Below are 16,111 nucleotides of genomic sequence, written 5' to 3'. Positions count from 1 at the left end.
CGGGTGAAGGGCGATTACCAGGACCTGGTCGATGAGATCTCGGCGCTTCTCGGTGCCCCGGCGACGCTGGAGAACCGGGATTTCCGCCTCATTGCCTTCGGCGCGCACGACAGCGACGGCGACGGCGGCGAACTCGTCCTGGACCCGGTGCGCACCAGCTCGATCCTGACCCGGCAGTCGACGGCGGCCGTCCGGGCCTGGTTCGAGGCCTTCGGGATCGCACGGGCCACCGGGCCGGTACGGATCCCGGCGGCGCCGGACGCGGGGGTCTTCCGGGGCCGGATCTGCCTGCCGGTGCGCTACCGGGGGATCGTCCAGGGCTACGTGTGGCTCCTCGACCAGGAGCCGGGCCCCGGGCCGGACGTCCTGGCGGCGGCCATGGAGGTGGCCGAACGGATCGGGATCCTGCTCGCCGAGGAGGCGAAGGCCGGGGCCGACCTGTCGCGGGAGTTCCGGGCGGTGCTCACGGCCGGGCGGGGCGCGCAGGACACGGCGGCGGTCGCACTCCGGGGAGTGCTGGGCCCGGGGGCGGACGGGCTGCACGCGGTGGTGTGCGTGACGCCGTGGGCCGGCGAGGCCCCGGCGTCGGTACCGGGCGCGGCGGCGGTGTGCACCGTCCCCTGGCCGGGGCTCGGGAACGAGGGCGGGCCGGCCCGCCGGGCCGGTGCGGGTCCCGCGTCCGAAGCCGGGTCGGCCACCGGGTCCGGCTCCGCTGCCGGATCCCCTTCCGGATCCGGTTCCACGGCGGGCTCCAGGACCGGACCGGGGGCCGAGGCCGGGCCCGCCGCCGAGGCCGGGGACCGGGCGGACCGGAAGGCCGGCCAGGCACTCGCCGTACTGGTCAGACTCCGCTCGGCGGAGGTGCTCGTCCCCGCCGTGGGCGTCGCGACCCGGCTGCTGAGCCACGGCAACGCGCCGGCCAGGGGCGAGATCCGGGCGCAGCCGGGCCGCCCGGCGGCGGACGGCCGTGTTCCGGGGCACTCCCCGAACGCGCCGGCTGCTGCCGGGGTCACGGCCGCGCGGCCGCACACGGGGCCGACCGCCGGGATCGCGGAGCCCCGCCGGGGGGTGGCCGCCCTGGCCGACGCCTGGGTGGAGGCATCCGCTGCGGCGCAGGCGGCCGCGGCCCAGCCCCGGTTCGGCCCGGTGGCCCGGTGGTCGGCGATCGGTCCGTACCGGATGCTGGCCGCGCTCGCCGCCGCCGGCCTGGCGGACGACCCGGCGACCCGGGTCCTGCTCGGCCCCGCGCACCGGGAACTCGCCCGTACCGCCGAGCTGTTCCTGGACTGCGCGGGCCAGGCGGGGCGCGCGGCGGCGGCCCTGGGCATCCACCGCCAGACCCTGTACTACCGGCTCTCCCGGGTGGAGCAGCTGACCGGCCTGGACCTGGACGAGGGCGAGGACCGGCTGTTGCTCCACATGGCCCTCAAGGCGGCCCGCCTGAAGGGCTGAACGGGAGCGCCGGCGCGCCCCGTACGCGGACGACGGCGCCCGCGGCTCAGGCGGGGGCGCCGCCGCCCTTCACCATCATCTCCGCCACGCGCCGCATGCCCTCCGTCAACTCCTCCGCGGTGAGCGCGCCTTCCGGGTCGAACAGCCACTGCGCCATCACGCCGGTCAGCAGGGTTTCGTATAGCGCGCCGAGCGTCCGCTCGTCCCGCTCGTCGAGGTCGTCCTCGGGAATGCCCGCGAGCAGGGCGACGAGCCCCCTGCGGCCCTCCCCCCGCGAGGCCGTCAGCATCGCCCGCAACTCCGGGAGCCGGTCACGGCTGAGCGCGACCTCCATGCTGGCCGCCCACATCGGGGCCGACTCCTCCTGGCGTTCCATCACGCCTTCGAACACGGAGCGGAAGCGTTCCAGCGAGCCACCCTCGCCGGTGACCTCCGGGGAGAAGGAGTCGCCCCACTCCTGCGCGAGTTCGGTGTAAGCCTGCGTCAGCAGGGCGTCCTTCGAGCCGTAGTGGTAGCCGATCGACGCCAGGTTCGCGCCGGAGGCATTGACGATGTCGCGCGCTGTCGTCCGCACGAACCCCTTCTCGACCAGGCACTTCTTGGCGCCTTCGAGCAGATCTTCACGGTGTCCCATGCCCTCACCGTACCAAGACGGCCGTCACAGACAACGGTCCTACACATCCGTACTAGACAAGCGTTTATGACGCTTGTACATTGCTGCTCATGACGAACTCAGCAGCACGTCTCGCCGGCCGCCGGGAATGGACCGCCTTCACCGTCCTCCTGCTGCCCCTGCTCCTGGTCTCCATGGACGTCTCCGTCCTCTACTTCGCCATCCCCGCCATCACCCAGGAGCTCGACCCGAGCGCCACCCAGCAGCTCTGGATCTTCGACAGCTACGCCTTCGCCCTCGCGGGGCTGCTCATCACCATGGGTTCGCTCGGCGACCGGATCGGCCGCCGCAAGCTGCTGCTGCTCGGAGCGGCCGCCTTCGGGCTCGCCTCCGTCGGCGCCGCCTACGCCACCAGTGCCGAAATGCTGATCGCTGCCCGCGTGCTGCTCGGCGTCGGCGGCGCGACCCTGATGCCCTCCACGCTGGCGCTCGTACGCAACCTCTTCCAGGACGACAGGCAGCGCGGCCAGGCCATCGCCATCTGGTCCGGGGCCATGACCGGCGGCATCGCCCTCGGCTCGGTGCTGAGCGGCCTGATGCTGAACCACTTCTGGTGGGGTTCGGTCTTCCTGATCAACGTGCCCGCGATGCTGCTCCTGCTGATCCTCGTCCCCGTGCTCGTCCCGGAGTTCCAGGACCCGGCCCCCGGCCGCTTCGACCTGCTGAGCGTCCCGCTGTCGACGGCCGCCGTGCTCCCGGTCGTGTACGGCCTCAAGGAGATCGCCGCCGAGGGCCTCGAACCGCTCTACGCCGCCTCCGTGGCCGTCGGCCTCGCCTTCGGCTTCGTCTTCGTCCGCCGCCAGCGCACCCGTGACGACGCCATGGTCAGCCGGAGCCTCTTCCGGGGCCGCGGATTCGGCGCGGGGATCGCCCTCAACACCATCGCCGCCTTCGCCATGATGGGATCGGCCTACTTCACCACCCAGTACCTGCAGTCGGTGCTCGGCATGGGCACGCTGGAGGCCGCCCTGTGGAGCCTCGCCCCCTCCCTCGTCATCGGCGCCGCCGCACCGGTCAGCGCGGCCCTGGCGCAGAAGACCGACCGGGCGTACGTCATCGCCGCCGGCTTCGTCCTCGCCGCCGCCGGCTTCGCCCTGATCAGCCTGGTCGGCGGCGACTCCCTGTGGCTGCTGCTGACCGGCGCCGGCGTGCTGGCCTCCGGCCTGGTCACCGTGATGTCCCTGGTCTCCGACATGGCCCTCGCCTCGACTCCCGCCGAGAAGGCCGGTTCCGCCGCCTCCCTGCTGGAGACCGGCTCGGAGTTCGGCGGGGCGCTGGGCATGGCCGTCCTCGGCAGCCTCGGCACCGCCGTCTACCGCTCCGACCTGTCGGGTGCGGAGCCCGCCGTACAGGAGACCCTGGGCGGCGCCGTCGCCACGGCCCACCAGCTCGGCGGCAGCGCCGGCGAGCAGCTGCTGGCCCTGGCCCGAGAGGCCTTCGTGCACGGCATGCAGTACGCGGCATGGGGCGGTGCGGTCCTGCTGCTGGCGGGCGGCGTCCTCGCGGTGGCCCTGATGCGAGGGCTCCCCGCCCCGGCCCCGGCCGGGGATGCCGAGCCGGCCCAGGCCCTCGCGGGCTGATCCCCGTACGGCCGAACGGAGCAGCGGCGGAACACGAGGAAGGGCCCGGGGAGTTCCCCGGGCCCTTCGTGTACTGCCGGGCGGCCGCCGGTCGGCTGCCGCCCGCTACGGGATTCAGGCGAGGCTGACCGTGCGCGCCGAGACCGCACCGATCTCGGCGGAGATCTCCGCGACGACGTTCACCGGCACCTCTGCGTCGACGGTGAGCACGCCGAGCGCCTCGCCGCCCTCCTCGGCGCGGGCGACCTGCATGCCCGCGATGTTCAGGCCGGCCTCGCCGAGGATGCGGCCGACGGTGCCCACCACGCCCGGGCGGTCGGTGTAGCGCAGCACCAGCATCTGGTCGGCGAGCGCGAGGTCCACGTCGTACTCACCGATGCCGACGATCTTCTGCTGGTGCTTCGGGCCCGCCAGCGTGCCGGAGACCGAGACCTCCTGACCGTCCGACAGGGTGCCGCGCACGGTCACCACGTTGCGGTGGTCCGGGGACTCCGAGCTGGTGGTCAGGCGCACCTCGACACCGCGCTCCTGCGCGAACAGCGGGGCGTTGACGTAGGAGACCGTCTCGTCGACGACGTCCTCGAAGACTCCCTTGAGGGCGGAGAGTTCCAGCACCTTGACGTCGTGCTGGGTGATCTCGCCGCAGACCTCGACGTCGAGGCGGACCGCGACCTCGCCCGCAAGGGCGGTGAAGATGCGGCCGAGCTTCTCCGCGAGCGGCAGGCCCGGACGGACGTCCTCGGCGATGACACCGCCCTGGACGTTGACCGCGTCCGGCACGAGCTCGCCGGCGAGCGCGAGGCGCACCGACTTGGCGACCGCGATGCCGGCCTTCTCCTGGGCCTCGTCCGTGGACGCGCCGAGGTGCGGGGTGCACACGACCTGGTCGAGCTCGAACAGCGGGGAGTCCGTGCAGGGCTCCTTCGCGTACACGTCGAGGCCGGCTCCGGCGACGCGGCCCTCCTTGATGGCCGAGTACAGCGCGGCCTCGTCCACGATCCCGCCGCGCGCGGCGTTGACGATGCGGACGGACGGCTTCACCTTGCGCAGGGCCTCGTCCCCGATGAGACCGATGGTCTCGGGGGTCTTGGGCAGGTGCACGGTGATGAAGTCGGCGACCTCAAGGAGCTCGTCCAGCGTCAGCATCTTGACGCCCATCTGGGCGGCGCGCGCGGGCTGTACGTAGGGGTCGTACGCGACGATCTTCATGCCGAAGGCCGACATGCGCTGGGCGACCAGGACGCCGATGCGGCCGAGGCCGACGACACCGAGGGTCTTCTCGCTGAGCTCGACGCCCGTGTACTTGTTCCGCTTCCACTCGCCGTTCTTCAGGGCGGTGTTGGCCTGCGGGATGTTGCGGGCCGTCGCGACGAGCAGGCCGCAGGCGAGCTCGGCGGCGGTCACGATGTTGGAGGTCGGGGCGTTCACGACCATCACGCCGGCCTTGGTGGCCGAGGAGACATCGACGTTGTCGAGGCCGACACCGGCGCGCGCGACGACCTTCAGCTTCTTGGCGGCGGCGATGGCCTCCGCGTCGACCTTGGTGGCGGAGCGCACCAGGATGGCGTCGACGTCCACGATCGCGGGGAGCAGCTCCGCGCGGTCGGCGCCGTTGACGTGCCGGATCTCGAAGTCCGGACCGAGCGCGTCCACCGTGGCGGGCGACAGCTCTTCGGCGATGAGTACGACAGGTTTCGAGCTCACGTGGGTCCTCACAAGTCCAGTGCGGACGGCCGTCCCGACGGCCGCAGGCGGTGGAGGGGGTAGCCGCGTGGAAGACGCACGACACTGTGGGCCTGACGCGTTGTGTTGAGCAGTGTAGTGGCGGATCCCGGCCGGAATTCCGCCTGTACGGAAGGATCACCCGTCCGAGGTTGGCCGGGGTGGACAAGCCGTACTGCAGAAGGCCGGTATTCCGCCGTTCCGGTGATGGCCTGCGGGGCCGGGACGGCGCACCGTCCCGGCCCCGGGCCCCCGAGATCAGCTCTCGTCGCTGTCGACCCAGCTCATCAGCTTGCGCAGCTTCTTGCCGGTGGTCTCCAGCAGGTGCGCCTCGTCGGCCTTCTTGTACTCGTTGTACTTCGGCAGACCGGCCTTGTACTCGGCCATCCAGGTGTTGGCGAACTCGCCGCTCTGGATCTCGGCGAGGACCTGCTTCATCTCGGCCTTGGTGGCGTCGGTGATGATGCGGGGACCGGTGATGTAGTCGCCCCACTCGGCGGTCTCGGAGACCGACCAGCGCATCTTCTCCAGGCCGCCCTCGTACATGAGGTCCACGATGAGCTTCAGCTCGTGCAGGCACTCGAAGTACGCGATCTCCGGCTGGTAGCCGGCCTCGGTCAGGGTCTCGAAACCGGCCTTGACCAGGGCGGAGGCGCCACCGCAGAGGACGGCCTGCTCACCGAACAGGTCGGTCTCGGTCTCCTCCGTGAAGGTGGTCTTGATGACGCCGGCGCGGGTGCCGCCGATGCCGGCCGCGTACGAGAGCGCGAGGGCGAAGGCACTGCCCGAGAAGTCCTGCTCGACCGCGGCGATGCAGGGCACGCCTCGGCCTTCCTCGTACTGACGGCGGACCAGGTGGCCCGGGCCCTTCGGGGCGACGAGGGCGACGTCCACGTTGGCCGGGGGCTTGATGAAGCCGTAGCGGACGTTGAAGCCGTGGCCGAAGAAGAGCGCGTCGCCCTCCTCAAGGTGGTCCTTGACGGACTCCTCGTAGATCTCGGCCTGGAGCGGGTCCGGAGTGAGGATCATGATGACGTTGGCCCACGCGGCAGCCTCCGACACGGAGACGACCTTCAGGCCCTGCTCCTCGGCCTTGGCCTTGGACTTCGAGCCCTCCTTCAGGCCGACGACGACGTCGACGCCGGAGTCACGCAGCGACAGCGCGTGGGCGTGGCCCTGGCTGCCGTAGCCGATGACCGCGACCTTGCGGCCCTGGATGATGGACAGGTCGGCGTCGTTCTCGTAGAACAGCTCGGCCACTGGGATATCTCCTTGGTGCGCTGGTGTTGCTCCCACCGTACGGCGGGGAACGTGGAGGAAGTTTCTTGGTCTCGCTATGCGAGAGGCAACGCGGCCCGGGGGTGTTGCGATGCCCCGGCACCGCGGTGCCCGTTCGCTGACGTGCTCAGGCGCTGCGGTCGAGCGAGCGCAGGCTGCGGTCCGTGATGGACCGGCCGCCGCGCCCTATGGCGATCGTGCCGGACTGCACGAGCTCCTTGATGCCGAACGGCTCCAGCATCTTGAGCATCGCGCCGAGCTTGTCGGCACCGCCGGTGGCCTCGATGGTGACGGCCTCCGGGGAGACGTCGACCGTCTTGGCGCGGAACAGCTGGACGATCTCGATGATCTGGGAGCGGGTCTCGTTGTCGGCGCGGACCTTCACCAGAACGAGTTCGCGTTCGATGGCGTTGTGCGGCTCCAGCTCGACGATCTTGAGCACGTTGACCAGCTTGTTCAGCTGCTTGGTCACCTGCTCCAGCGGAAGGTCCTCGACGTTCACGACGATGGTGATGCGCGAGATGTCGGGGTGCTCGGTGACGCCGACCGCGAGGGAGTCGATGTTGAACCCGCGGCGGGAGAACAGCGCGGCGATCCGGGCGAGGATGCCGGGCGTGTTCTCGACCAGGACGGAGAGCGTGTGCTTGGACATGTGAGTCGTTCTCTCTCTGAAGGCTCTCGCGGCTCAGTCGTCTTCGTTGTCGCCGAAGTCGGGACGGACGCCCCGGGCTGCCATGACCTCGTCGTTCGAGGTGCCGGCGGCGACCATCGGCCACACCATGGCGTCCTCGTGGACGATGAAGTCGATCACGACGGTACGGTCGTTGATCGCGTTGGCCTCGGCGATGACCTTGTCCAGGTCGGCCGGGTCCTCGCAGCGCAGCGCGACGCAGCCCATCGCCTCGGACAGCTTGACGAAGTCCGGGACGCGGGTGCCCTTGCGGGGGCCGACGGACTCGCCGAGCTGGGAGCCGACGGCGTCGTGGCCCGTCTCGTCAGCGTGCAGAACGGTGCTGGAGTACCGCTGGTTGTAGAACAGGGTCTGCCACTGGCGGACCATGCCCAGCGCACCGTTGTTGATGATCGCGACCTTGATCGGGATGTTGTTCAGCGCGCAGGTGACCAGTTCCTGATTGGTCATCTGGAAGCAGCCGTCACCGTCGATCGCCCAGACGGTGCGCTCCGGCATGCCGACCTTGGCGCCCATCGCTGCGGGGACCGCGTAACCCATGGTTCCGGCGCCGCCGGAGTTCAGCCAGGTGCGGGGCTCCTCGTAGTTGACGAAGTGCGATGCCCACATCTGGTGCTGGCCGACACCGGCCGCGTAGATGGTGTGCTCGGGGGCGAGCTCGCCGATGCGCTGGATGACCTGCTGCGGTGAGAGCATGCCGTCCGCGGGGGTCTCGTAGCCCAGCGGGTAGGTCTCGCGCCAGCGACTGAGGTCCTTCCACCAGGCGGAGTAGTCCCCGGTGTTGCCCTCGGTGTGCTCGGCCTGGACCGCCTGGATCAGGTCGGCGATGACCTCGCGGGCGTCACCGACGATCGGGACGTCGACCTCGCGGTTCTTGCCGATCTCGGCCGGGTCGATGTCCGCGTGGATGACCTTGGCGAAGGGGGCGAAGCTGTCCAGCTTGCCGGTGACGCGGTCGTCGAAGCGGGTGCCGAGCGCGATCAGCAGGTCCGACTTCTGCAGGGCGGTGACGGCGGTGACCGCACCGTGCATGCCCGGCATGCCGACGTGCAGCGGGTGGCTGTCGGGGAAGGAGCCCAGCGCCATCAGGGTGGTGGTGACCGGGACCCCGGTCAGCTCGGCCAGGACCTTCAGCTCTGCGGTCGCGCCGGACTTCATGACGCCGCCGCCGACGTACAGGACGGGGCGCTTGGCCTGGCAGATGAGCTTGGCGGCCTCGCGGATCTGCTTGGCGTGCGGCTTGGTGACCGGCCGGTAGCCGGGGAGGTCCTGGGACGGCGGCCACGAGAAGGTGGTCTGCGCCTGGAGGGCGTCCTTGGCGATATCGACCAGGACCGGGCCGGGGCGGCCGGTGGAGGCGATGTGGAAGGCCTCGGCGATCGTCTTCGGGATGTCCTCGGCCTTGGTGACCAGGAAGTTGTGCTTGGTGATCGGCATCGTGATGCCGACGATGTCCGCCTCCTGGAAGGCGTCGGTGCCGATCGCCTTGGAGGAGACCTGGCCGGTGATCGCGACGAGCGGCACGGAGTCCATGTGCGCGTCGGCGATGGGCGTGACCAGGTTGGTGGCGCCGGGGCCGGAGGTGGCCATGCACACACCCACTTTGCCGGTGGCCTGCGCGTAGCCGGTCGCGGCGTGTCCGGCGCCCTGCTCGTGGCGGACCAGGATGTGGCGCACCTTGGTGCTGTCCATCATCGGGTCGTACGCCGGGAGGATGGCTCCGCCCGGGATGCCGAAGACGGTGTCGCACCCCACCTCTTCGAGAGAGCGGATGAGGGACTGCGCACCCGTGACGTGCTCAACTGCGGCGGGCTGGTGTCCGCCGGAACGGGGCCGCGGCTGCGGATGGTGGGCCCCGGTGGCCTGCTCGGTCATCGGCATTCTCTTCTCGAGGCTGAGGGTTTTACGAGGATTCGAAGGTGTGCCAGTGCAACAAAAAACCCCTCGTGCCGGGAGGCAAGCGAGGGGAGCGCGTCGGGTGCACGGAGCGGGGACGTGTTGGTCCCAGCTTCAGCCGACGCGCTTTCCAAGTACGAGAATTCGGGTGCGCATGGCACTGACCCTCCCTCCGGCGGGAGGGGGATGTCAAGTGGGTGGGACGGGCGTCTCATTATGTGAGCCTCTGCGCATGACCATCGAGCCACCGGACGAACCACCCGCCAGGGCTGGCTGGGCCGTTCCGCCCGGTACAGGGAAAGTACCGCGCACCAGCGCACGCCGCAGCCTGTACTCGTCGAGTGGGCCGGAAAAAGCCACTCCCTGGCCGTGGGTGCACCCCATTGCGCGCAGCGCCGTGACCTGTTCGGGGAGATCGACCCCGTCGGCCACCGACTGCATGCCCAGATCATTTGCGATGCGCAACAGACCAGCGGTGATCTTGTGGAGGCGGGCGGACTCGACCACGCCTTCGACCAGGCCCCTGTCCAGTTTCAGGATGTCCACGGGGAGCCGGCGCAGGGCACTGATGGCCGCGTAGCCGCTGCCGAAGCCGTCCAAGCCGATCAGGACCCCGAGCCGGCGCAGGGCCGCCAGGCGCCGCTCCAGCTCGTCGAAGGGGACTCTGGGGTCGGAAACCGTCAGTTCGATCACCAGGGACCCGGACGGCAGTCCGTGGCGGCTCAGCAGGGCCTCCACCGAGCCGGCCGGCACGGCTCCCCCGGCCGCCGCCGGGGATACCCCCGGGTCCAGCAGCCGCTGGGCGCTCATCCGGACCGCCACCGGTACGCCGTGCCCGATCCGGTGCCGCTCGGCGGCCTGCACCACGGCCTCCTCCAGCAGCCAGCGGCCCAGCTCGGCGGCCCGGGCGGGCGCTCCGGCGGGGAGCCCGGAGCGCCCGCCCGGCCCCGCCGCGGCGCCCTCGCCGTACTCGGCCACCCGGAGGAATTCCGCCGGGGTGAACAGGATCCCCTGGGCCGAACGCCAGCGGGCCTGCGCGGCCACGACCGTGACCTCGCCGGTGGCCAGCGAGACCACGGGCTGGTGCAGCAGGGCGAACTCCCCGTCGTGGAGCGCGGTACGCAGCCGCCCGGCCACCTCCGCCTTCCGGACCACCTCGGCCTGCATCCGGGGCGCGTACAGCTCGACCCGGTCCTTGCCGCCCGCCTTCGCCCGGTACATCGCGAGGTCCGCGTTGCGCATCAGGTCCGAAGGGGTGATGCCGGGGTCGGCGAAGGCCACGCCGATGCTTGCGGCGACCCGGACCTCGCTGCCGCCGATCCGGTACGGCTGGGAGAGCGTGGTACGCAGCCGGTCCGCGATCTCGTGCACCTGGTACGCGCGGGCGGTGCGGTCGCGACTGCCGTCACCCGCGATCAGTGCCGCGAATTCGTCGCCGCCGAGGCGTGCCGCGGTGTCCCCGGCGCGCACCGAGTCCTGGAGCCGGTGCGCGGCCTCGATCAGCAGCTCGTCGCCGGCCTGGTGGCCGATGCTGTCGTTGACGGCCTTGAACCCGTCGAGGTCGATGAAGAGCACGGCGGTGCTGTGGTCCCCCGCGCGCCGGCCGGTCAGGGCCTGGCGGACCCTGCGGGTGAACAGCGCCCGGTTGGGCAGGTCGGTCAGCGGGTCGTGCTCGGCGCTGTGCTGGAGCTGCGCCTGGAGGCGGACCCGCTCGGTGACGTCGCGGCTGTTGAGGATGAGGCCGCCCTGGTGGCGGTTGACGGTGGACTCCACATTGAGCCATTCGCCGCTGCCGGACTTGAAACGGCATTCGATGCGGGTGGTGGGCTCCTCGGCCGGCGGCGCGGCGAGGAAGCGGCGCACCTCGTGGACCACCCGGCCCAGGTCGTGCGGGTGGATCAGGCTGGCGAGCTCGGTGCCGACGAGCTCCTCGGCCTCGCGGCCGTAGACCCCGGCGGCCGCGGGGCTGACGTACCGCAGGGTCCCGGTCGGTGCGGCGATCATGATGACGTCGCTGGATCCCTGGACCAGGGAGCGGAAGTGGTTCTCCTTCTGGGCCAGTTCCTGTGTCAGCGCGATGTTGTCGACGAGCATGATGCCCTGCCGGATGACGAGGGCGAGCACGACCGTGCAGCCGGTGAAGACGACCACCCGGTCGACCTTCCGGCCGTCCACCACGTTGTACAGGATGCCCAGGGTGCAGACGGCTGCCGCGAGGTACGGCGTGAGGGCGGGCAGCGATCCGGTGATGGGGCGGCCGGCCGTGCGGTCGGCGCGCTGGAGCCCCGGCGTCCCCGGGTCCGGGTGGATGCGCCGGGCCCCCCACGGTGCGTACGCGAGCAGCAGCGAGCCGGCGAACCAGCCGGCGTCGAGCAGCTGCCCGGACTGGTATTCGGCGCTCAGCAGCGGTGAGGTGAACAGGGCGTCGCTGAGCACGGTCAGGGCGAGGGCCGCGATGGCGGTGTTGACGGCCGAGCGGTTGGCCTCGGAGCGCCGGAAGTGGAGCACCAGCACCATGGAGACGAGCGCGATGTCCAGCAGCGGGTAGGCGAGGGAGAGCGCGGCGCGCGGGACGCTGCCGGGGGCCCCGGACTGGGCGGTCCGCGCCGCGTGCGCGAGGGCCAGGCTCCAGGACAGGGTGAGCAGCGAGCCGCCGATGAGCCAGGAGTCGAGCCCGAGGCAGACCCAGCCGGCGCGGGTGACCGGGCGTTTGGCGAGGACGAGCAGGCCCACGATGGCGGGCGGCGCGAAGCAGAGGAACGCGAAGTCGGCGAGCGACGGCTTCGGCACGGCCTCGCCGAGGACCACCTCGTACCAGCCCCAGATACCGTTGCCGCAGGCGCCCATGAGGGAGGAGAAGGCGAAGAGGAGCCAGGCCGGGCGCTCCCGGCTGTCGATCACCCGGGCATACGTGTAGCAGGAGACGGCGGCGAGCAAGGCGGCCGCGCTGAGCCCGAAGTCCCCCATGATCTCGGCGAGCTCTTCGGACCCCCAGCCGAGGGCGGCTCCGACGGCGTACCCGCCGCTGATCACGGCGAGGAGCAGTTGCATCGCAAGGCTCCTGCCACCGCCGCCGGAGAGGGGCGGCCTGGTCAGCAGCGCCGCCCCCGGGGCACTCACCGGTCCCCCTCGCCGGCTGGTTCCGGCGCAGACCAGTCCCGGCACCGTCGCTTCCGGCGGCTGTGCCGCATCGGATCCTTCGTCCATTGGCCGTGCATCGCCCGTCGCCCCCCAAAGTGTCCGATCACTCCCCAGCGCCAGACGAATGCGCTGCAGCCCCTTGTTCCGGACGATACACCACTTTCGTCACTCAGGGACATAGGCCGTCTACGCTCCGTTACCACGCGGGGAGTTGTGGCCACTGCGTGCGTCCGGACGGATGCGGAGCGTGCGCACAGCGTGTCAGCCGGTGATCAGGACCGTGTTCTCCACGGGCTCCCCGGCGGCGAACCGCTGGAGCTGGCGGGCCACCAGACGCTTGGCCCGCGGCTCGAACGCGGTGCTGCTGCCGCCGACGTGAGGCGTGATCAGGACATTCGGAGCATGCCAGAGCGGATGCCCGGCCGGCAGCGGTTCCGGGTCGGTGACGTCGAGTGCCGCGCACAGCCGGCCCGACTCCAGTGCCGCCAGCAGCGCGGCGGTGTCGGCGACGGGGCCGCGCGCCACGTTCACCAGCAGGGCGCCGTCCTTCATCCGGGCGAGGAACGCGGCGTCGGCCAGGCCCCGCGTCGCGTCGGTCAGCGGTGTGGAGAGGATCACCACGTCGGCCTGCGGCAGGAGTTGGGGCAGATCGGCGTGAGCGTGCACGGGCCCGCGCGTGGTGGTGCGCGCCGAGCGTGCGACCCGCGTGACCCGCGCGCACTCGAACGGCGCGAGCCGGTCCTCGATGGCCGCACCGATCGATCCGTAGCCGACGATCAGTACGGACTTGTCGGCGAGGGCGTCGTAGAAGCCGGAGCGCCACTCCTCCCGGTCCTGGCCGCGCACCATGCCGGGGATGCCGCGCAGCGAGGCGAGGGTGAGGGCGAGCGCCAGCTCGGCGGTGCTCGCCTCGTGCACCCCGCGCGCGTTGCACAGCCGCACGCCGGAACGCAGGCGGTCGAGACCGCCCAGGACGTGGTCGATGCCGGCGGTCAGCGTCTGCACGACCTCCAGGTCCGGCATGCCTGCCAGCGGGCGCAGGGTGATCTCGGAGGACTTCATGTACGGGGTGACGTAGAAGACGCAGGCGGCCGGATCGGCCGGGAAGGAGTCCTCGCCGTCCCAGTGGCGGTAACGGAACGAGTCGGGGAGGCCCTCGATCTCCTCGGCTGGGAACGGAAGCCAGACGTCCGCTGTCTTTGCAGTCATGATCACGAGGCTATGCCAAGGCCAAAGGATCCTGATCAAGCCGTTAGTTTGTTTGCCGGACCGGGAGGGGGACGCACGGGTGGAGCGCAGGTCGATCGGGGCGGGGGCGCTGGCGGTGGGCGCCGTCGGACTCGGGTGCATGCCGATGAGCTGGGCGTACGCGCCCTCGCGGCGCCACGGCGAGGAGTCGCTGGCCACGGTGCACACGGCGCTGGACCTGGGGGCGAACCTGCTGGACACCGCCGACGTGTACGGGCCGTTCACCAATGAGCTGCTGCTGGGGCGGGTGCTGCGGGAGCGACGGGCGGAGGCGTTCGTGTCCGCCAAGGTGGGGCTGCGGGCGGGCGAGCAGCACGTGGTGGCGGACGGGCGGCCCGGATACGTGCGGCGGGCCTGCGACGCCTCGCTGCGGCGGCTGCGGACGGATGTCATAGACCTCTACCATCTACACCGGGTGGACCCGGACGTCCCGGTGGAGGAGACCTGGGGGGCGATGGCGGAGCTGGTGGGCGCCGGGAAGGTGCGGGCGCTCGGGTTCTGCGCGCTGGGCGCGGGTGCCGGGCCGGGTGCGGGGCGGCGCGGGGACCGTGCGTACCGGGTGACCTTGGGGCACCTGGAGCGGGTCCAGCAGGTGTTCCCGGTGAGCGCGGTGCAGGCGGAGCTGTCGGTGTGGTCCCCGGAGGCGGCGCGGCAGCTGCTGCCCTGGTGTGCGGCGCGCGGGGTGGGGTTCCTGGCGGCGATGCCGCTGGGCAGCGGGTTCCTGACCGGGACGCTCAGGCCCGGTGAGGGCTTCGAGTGGGAGGACGTGCGGGCCAGGCACCCGCGGTTCACGGCGGATTCGATGGCGGCGAACCAGGTGCTGGTGGCGGGCCTGCGGCGGGTGGCCCGGCGGCACGGACCGCACGTGACGGCGGCGCAGGTGGCGCTGGCGTGGGTGCTGGCGCAGGGTCCGCAGGTGGTGCCGGTGCCGGGGGCCGACCGGGCGCACTGGGCGGAGGAGAACGCGGGGGCGGCGGAGGTCCGGCTCACGGCCGGGGACCTGGCCGAGATCGCGGCCCTGCCTGCGGCGGTGGGGGCCTGGGACTCGGCCGGGGACTGAGCCGGGACCGGGCCGCGGGCCGGGCCCGGACAACCACTCGATCGAGTGTACGAGTGGTGGAACTTCGGGAAGTGCCGGATCTGTTGAGACGGATGGAAGGCACGATCGCAGGACCGGAGGGGAGCAGGACGATGCGATACGGACAGGCGCACAAGCTGTACGAGGGCCCGCGCACCCGGACCCGTGGAGTGCTGGCGGCGTTCGCCCTGGCCGGATGCGGGGCCCTGCTCGCGGCCGGCTGCGCACCCGCGGGCGCCCCCGGCGCCGGGGCGGGCACGTCACCACCACGCGGGGCACCCACCGCATCGGGGAGCGGCTCCGCGGGCTCCCCGTCCGGCTCCTCCTCCGCGTCCCCGGAGGCCGCCGCGCCGCCGGCCAAGGGTTCCGTGACGGTGACGGGCGAGATCGCCAAGGGCCTGGAGTCGCCGTGGGGCGTGGCCCCGCTGCCCGACGGGGACCTTCTGGTCGCCTCGCGGGACAAGGGGACGATCAGCAGGGTCAAGGCGGCCACCGGCGCGGTGACACCGATCGGCAAGGTGCCCGGGGTGGCGCCGGGCGGGGAGGGCGGACTGCTGGGGCTCGCGCTGTCGCCGTCGTTCGCCTCGGACCGGATGGTGTACGCGTACTTCACGACGGAGTCCGACAACCGCATCGCCCGGATGCGCTACGACGAGCAGAGGGACGCCGGACAGCAACTGGGCGCGCCGGACACGGTATTGCGGGGCATCCCCAAGGGCCTGGTCCACAACGGCGGCCGGATCGCCTTCGGTCCGGACAAGATGCTCTACGCGGGGACGGGCGAGACCGGTGACACCGGGCTCGCGCAGGACAAGAAGTCGCTGGGCGGCAAGATCCTGCGGATGACCCCCGACGGCCGGCCGGTGCACGGCAATCCGGAGGCGGACTCCGTCGTCTACTCCTACGGGCACCGCAATGTGCAGGGCCTGGCCTGGGACAAGGACAAACGGCTGTGGGCGTCCGAGTTCGGCCAGAACACCTGGGACGAGCTGAACCTGATCGAGCCCGGCGGGAACTACGGCTGGCCGGAGGCCGAGGGGAAGGCGGGCAAGGCGGGCCTGCGCGATCCGGTGGCCGTGTGGAAGACCGACGAGGCCTCGCCGAGCGGGATCGCCTGGGCGCAGGGATCGGTGTGGATGGCCGGGCTGAAGGGCGAACGGCTGTGGCGGATCCCGCTGGCCGGGGCGAATCCGGTGGCCGAGCCGGAGGCTTTCCTGACGGGGAAGTACGGCCGGCTGCGCACGGTGATCGCGCTCGGCGGGGACAGATTGCTGCTGGTCACGAGCGAAACGGATGGGCGCGGCTCGCCGGAGGCGGGCGACGACAGGATCCTGACACTGACAGTGCGGTGA

General features: G+C 71.6%; 11 protein-coding genes. 4 read left to right on the top strand and 7 right to left on the bottom strand.

Annotation, left to right across the window (positions count from 1 at the left end; genetic code table 11):
- Positions 1 to 3 precede the first annotated feature (3 nt).
- The gene (locus ABTY04_RS33465; protein ID WP_352217197.1) at positions 4 to 1,452 is read left to right on the top strand and encodes a PucR family transcriptional regulator; all 1,449 of its coding nucleotides are present in this window, start codon (positions 4 to 6) and stop codon (positions 1,450 to 1,452) included.
- A 46-nt stretch (positions 1,453 to 1,498) separates the two neighbouring features.
- On the opposite strand, the gene ABTY04_RS33460 is transcribed toward ABTY04_RS33465, so the two are convergent.
- Positions 1,499 to 2,086 carry a TetR/AcrR family transcriptional regulator gene (locus tag ABTY04_RS33460; RefSeq protein WP_352217196.1) on the bottom strand — a complete coding sequence of 196 codons (588 nt, stop codon included), beginning with the start codon at positions 2,084 to 2,086 and terminating at the stop codon, positions 1,499 to 1,501.
- 89 nt (positions 2,087 to 2,175) lie between these two features.
- Between ABTY04_RS33460 and ABTY04_RS33455 the strand changes: the two genes are divergently transcribed.
- Positions 2,176 to 3,705 carry an MFS transporter gene (locus ABTY04_RS33455; RefSeq protein WP_352217195.1) on the top strand — a complete coding sequence of 510 codons (1,530 nt, stop codon included), beginning with the start codon at positions 2,176 to 2,178 and terminating at the stop codon, positions 3,703 to 3,705.
- 114 nt (positions 3,706 to 3,819) lie between these two features.
- On the opposite strand, the gene serA is transcribed toward ABTY04_RS33455, so the two are convergent.
- The 6 genes from serA to ABTY04_RS33425 all read right to left on the bottom strand — a co-directional run bounded on the left by serA (position 3,820) and on the right by ABTY04_RS33425 (position 13,642).
- Positions 3,820 to 5,409 carry a phosphoglycerate dehydrogenase gene (serA, locus tag ABTY04_RS33450; RefSeq protein WP_352217194.1) on the bottom strand — a complete coding sequence of 530 codons (1,590 nt, stop codon included), beginning with the start codon at positions 5,407 to 5,409 and terminating at the stop codon, positions 3,820 to 3,822.
- 276 nt (positions 5,410 to 5,685) lie between these two features.
- Positions 5,686 to 6,687 (bottom strand): ketol-acid reductoisomerase, encoded by a 1,002-nt coding sequence (ilvC, locus tag ABTY04_RS33445; protein WP_352217193.1) that lies wholly within the window; start codon positions 6,685 to 6,687, stop codon positions 5,686 to 5,688.
- Between the two features lie 145 nt (positions 6,688 to 6,832).
- Positions 6,833 to 7,357: an acetolactate synthase small subunit gene (gene ilvN, locus ABTY04_RS33440; RefSeq protein WP_352217192.1), complete on the bottom strand. Its 525-nt coding sequence runs from the start codon at positions 7,355 to 7,357 to the stop codon at positions 6,833 to 6,835.
- A 33-nt stretch (positions 7,358 to 7,390) separates the two neighbouring features.
- Entirely contained in the window at positions 7,391 to 9,277 is a 1,887-nt protein-coding gene (locus ABTY04_RS33435) for an acetolactate synthase large subunit (protein WP_352217191.1), read from the bottom strand.
- A gap of 204 nt (positions 9,278 to 9,481) precedes the next feature.
- On the bottom strand, positions 9,482 to 12,343 hold the full coding sequence (locus tag ABTY04_RS33430) for a putative bifunctional diguanylate cyclase/phosphodiesterase (RefSeq protein WP_352217190.1): 2,862 nt from the start codon (positions 12,341 to 12,343) through the stop codon (positions 9,482 to 9,484).
- A gap of 351 nt (positions 12,344 to 12,694) precedes the next feature.
- Positions 12,695 to 13,642, bottom strand: a complete 948-nt coding sequence (locus ABTY04_RS33425; RefSeq protein WP_352217189.1) for a 2-hydroxyacid dehydrogenase — start codon at positions 13,640 to 13,642, stop codon at positions 12,695 to 12,697.
- Between the two features lie 79 nt (positions 13,643 to 13,721).
- Here ABTY04_RS33425 and ABTY04_RS33420 point away from each other — a divergent pair, with 79 nt between their 5' ends.
- Positions 13,722 to 14,741: an aldo/keto reductase gene (locus ABTY04_RS33420; protein WP_352217188.1), complete on the top strand. Its 1,020-nt coding sequence runs from the start codon at positions 13,722 to 13,724 to the stop codon at positions 14,739 to 14,741.
- A gap of 131 nt (positions 14,742 to 14,872) precedes the next feature.
- Positions 14,873 to 16,111 (top strand): PQQ-dependent sugar dehydrogenase, encoded by a 1,239-nt coding sequence (locus ABTY04_RS33415; RefSeq protein ID WP_352217187.1) that lies wholly within the window; start codon positions 14,873 to 14,875, stop codon positions 16,109 to 16,111.

Origin of the sequence: Streptomyces sp. NPDC097981 (assembly GCF_040302565.1) — a bacterium.
Lineage (GTDB): Bacteria > Actinomycetota > Actinomycetes > Streptomycetales > Streptomycetaceae > Streptomyces.
The sequence above is the reverse complement of the archived record's forward strand: the minus strand, read 5'-3'. Positions and strand labels throughout refer to the sequence as shown.

Coding starts and splice junctions, on each gene's coding strand:
- ABTY04_RS33415 (WP_352217187.1), top strand. CDS start 14,873: ATGCGATACGGACAGGCGCACAAGCTGTACGAGGGCCCGCGCACCCGG.
- ABTY04_RS33430 (WP_352217190.1), bottom strand. CDS start 12,343: ATGCAACTGCTCCTCGCCGTGATCAGCGGCGGGTACGCCGTCGGAGCC.
- ABTY04_RS33435 (WP_352217191.1), bottom strand. CDS start 9,277: ATGCCGATGACCGAGCAGGCCACCGGGGCCCACCATCCGCAGCCGCGG.
- ABTY04_RS33425 (WP_352217189.1), bottom strand. CDS start 13,642: ATGACTGCAAAGACAGCGGACGTCTGGCTTCCGTTCCCAGCCGAGGAG.
- ABTY04_RS33460 (WP_352217196.1), bottom strand. CDS start 2,086: ATGGGACACCGTGAAGATCTGCTCGAAGGCGCCAAGAAGTGCCTGGTC.
- ilvN (WP_352217192.1), bottom strand. CDS start 7,357: ATGTCCAAGCACACGCTCTCCGTCCTGGTCGAGAACACGCCCGGCATC.
- ABTY04_RS33455 (WP_352217195.1), top strand. CDS start 2,176: ATGACGAACTCAGCAGCACGTCTCGCCGGCCGCCGGGAATGGACCGCC.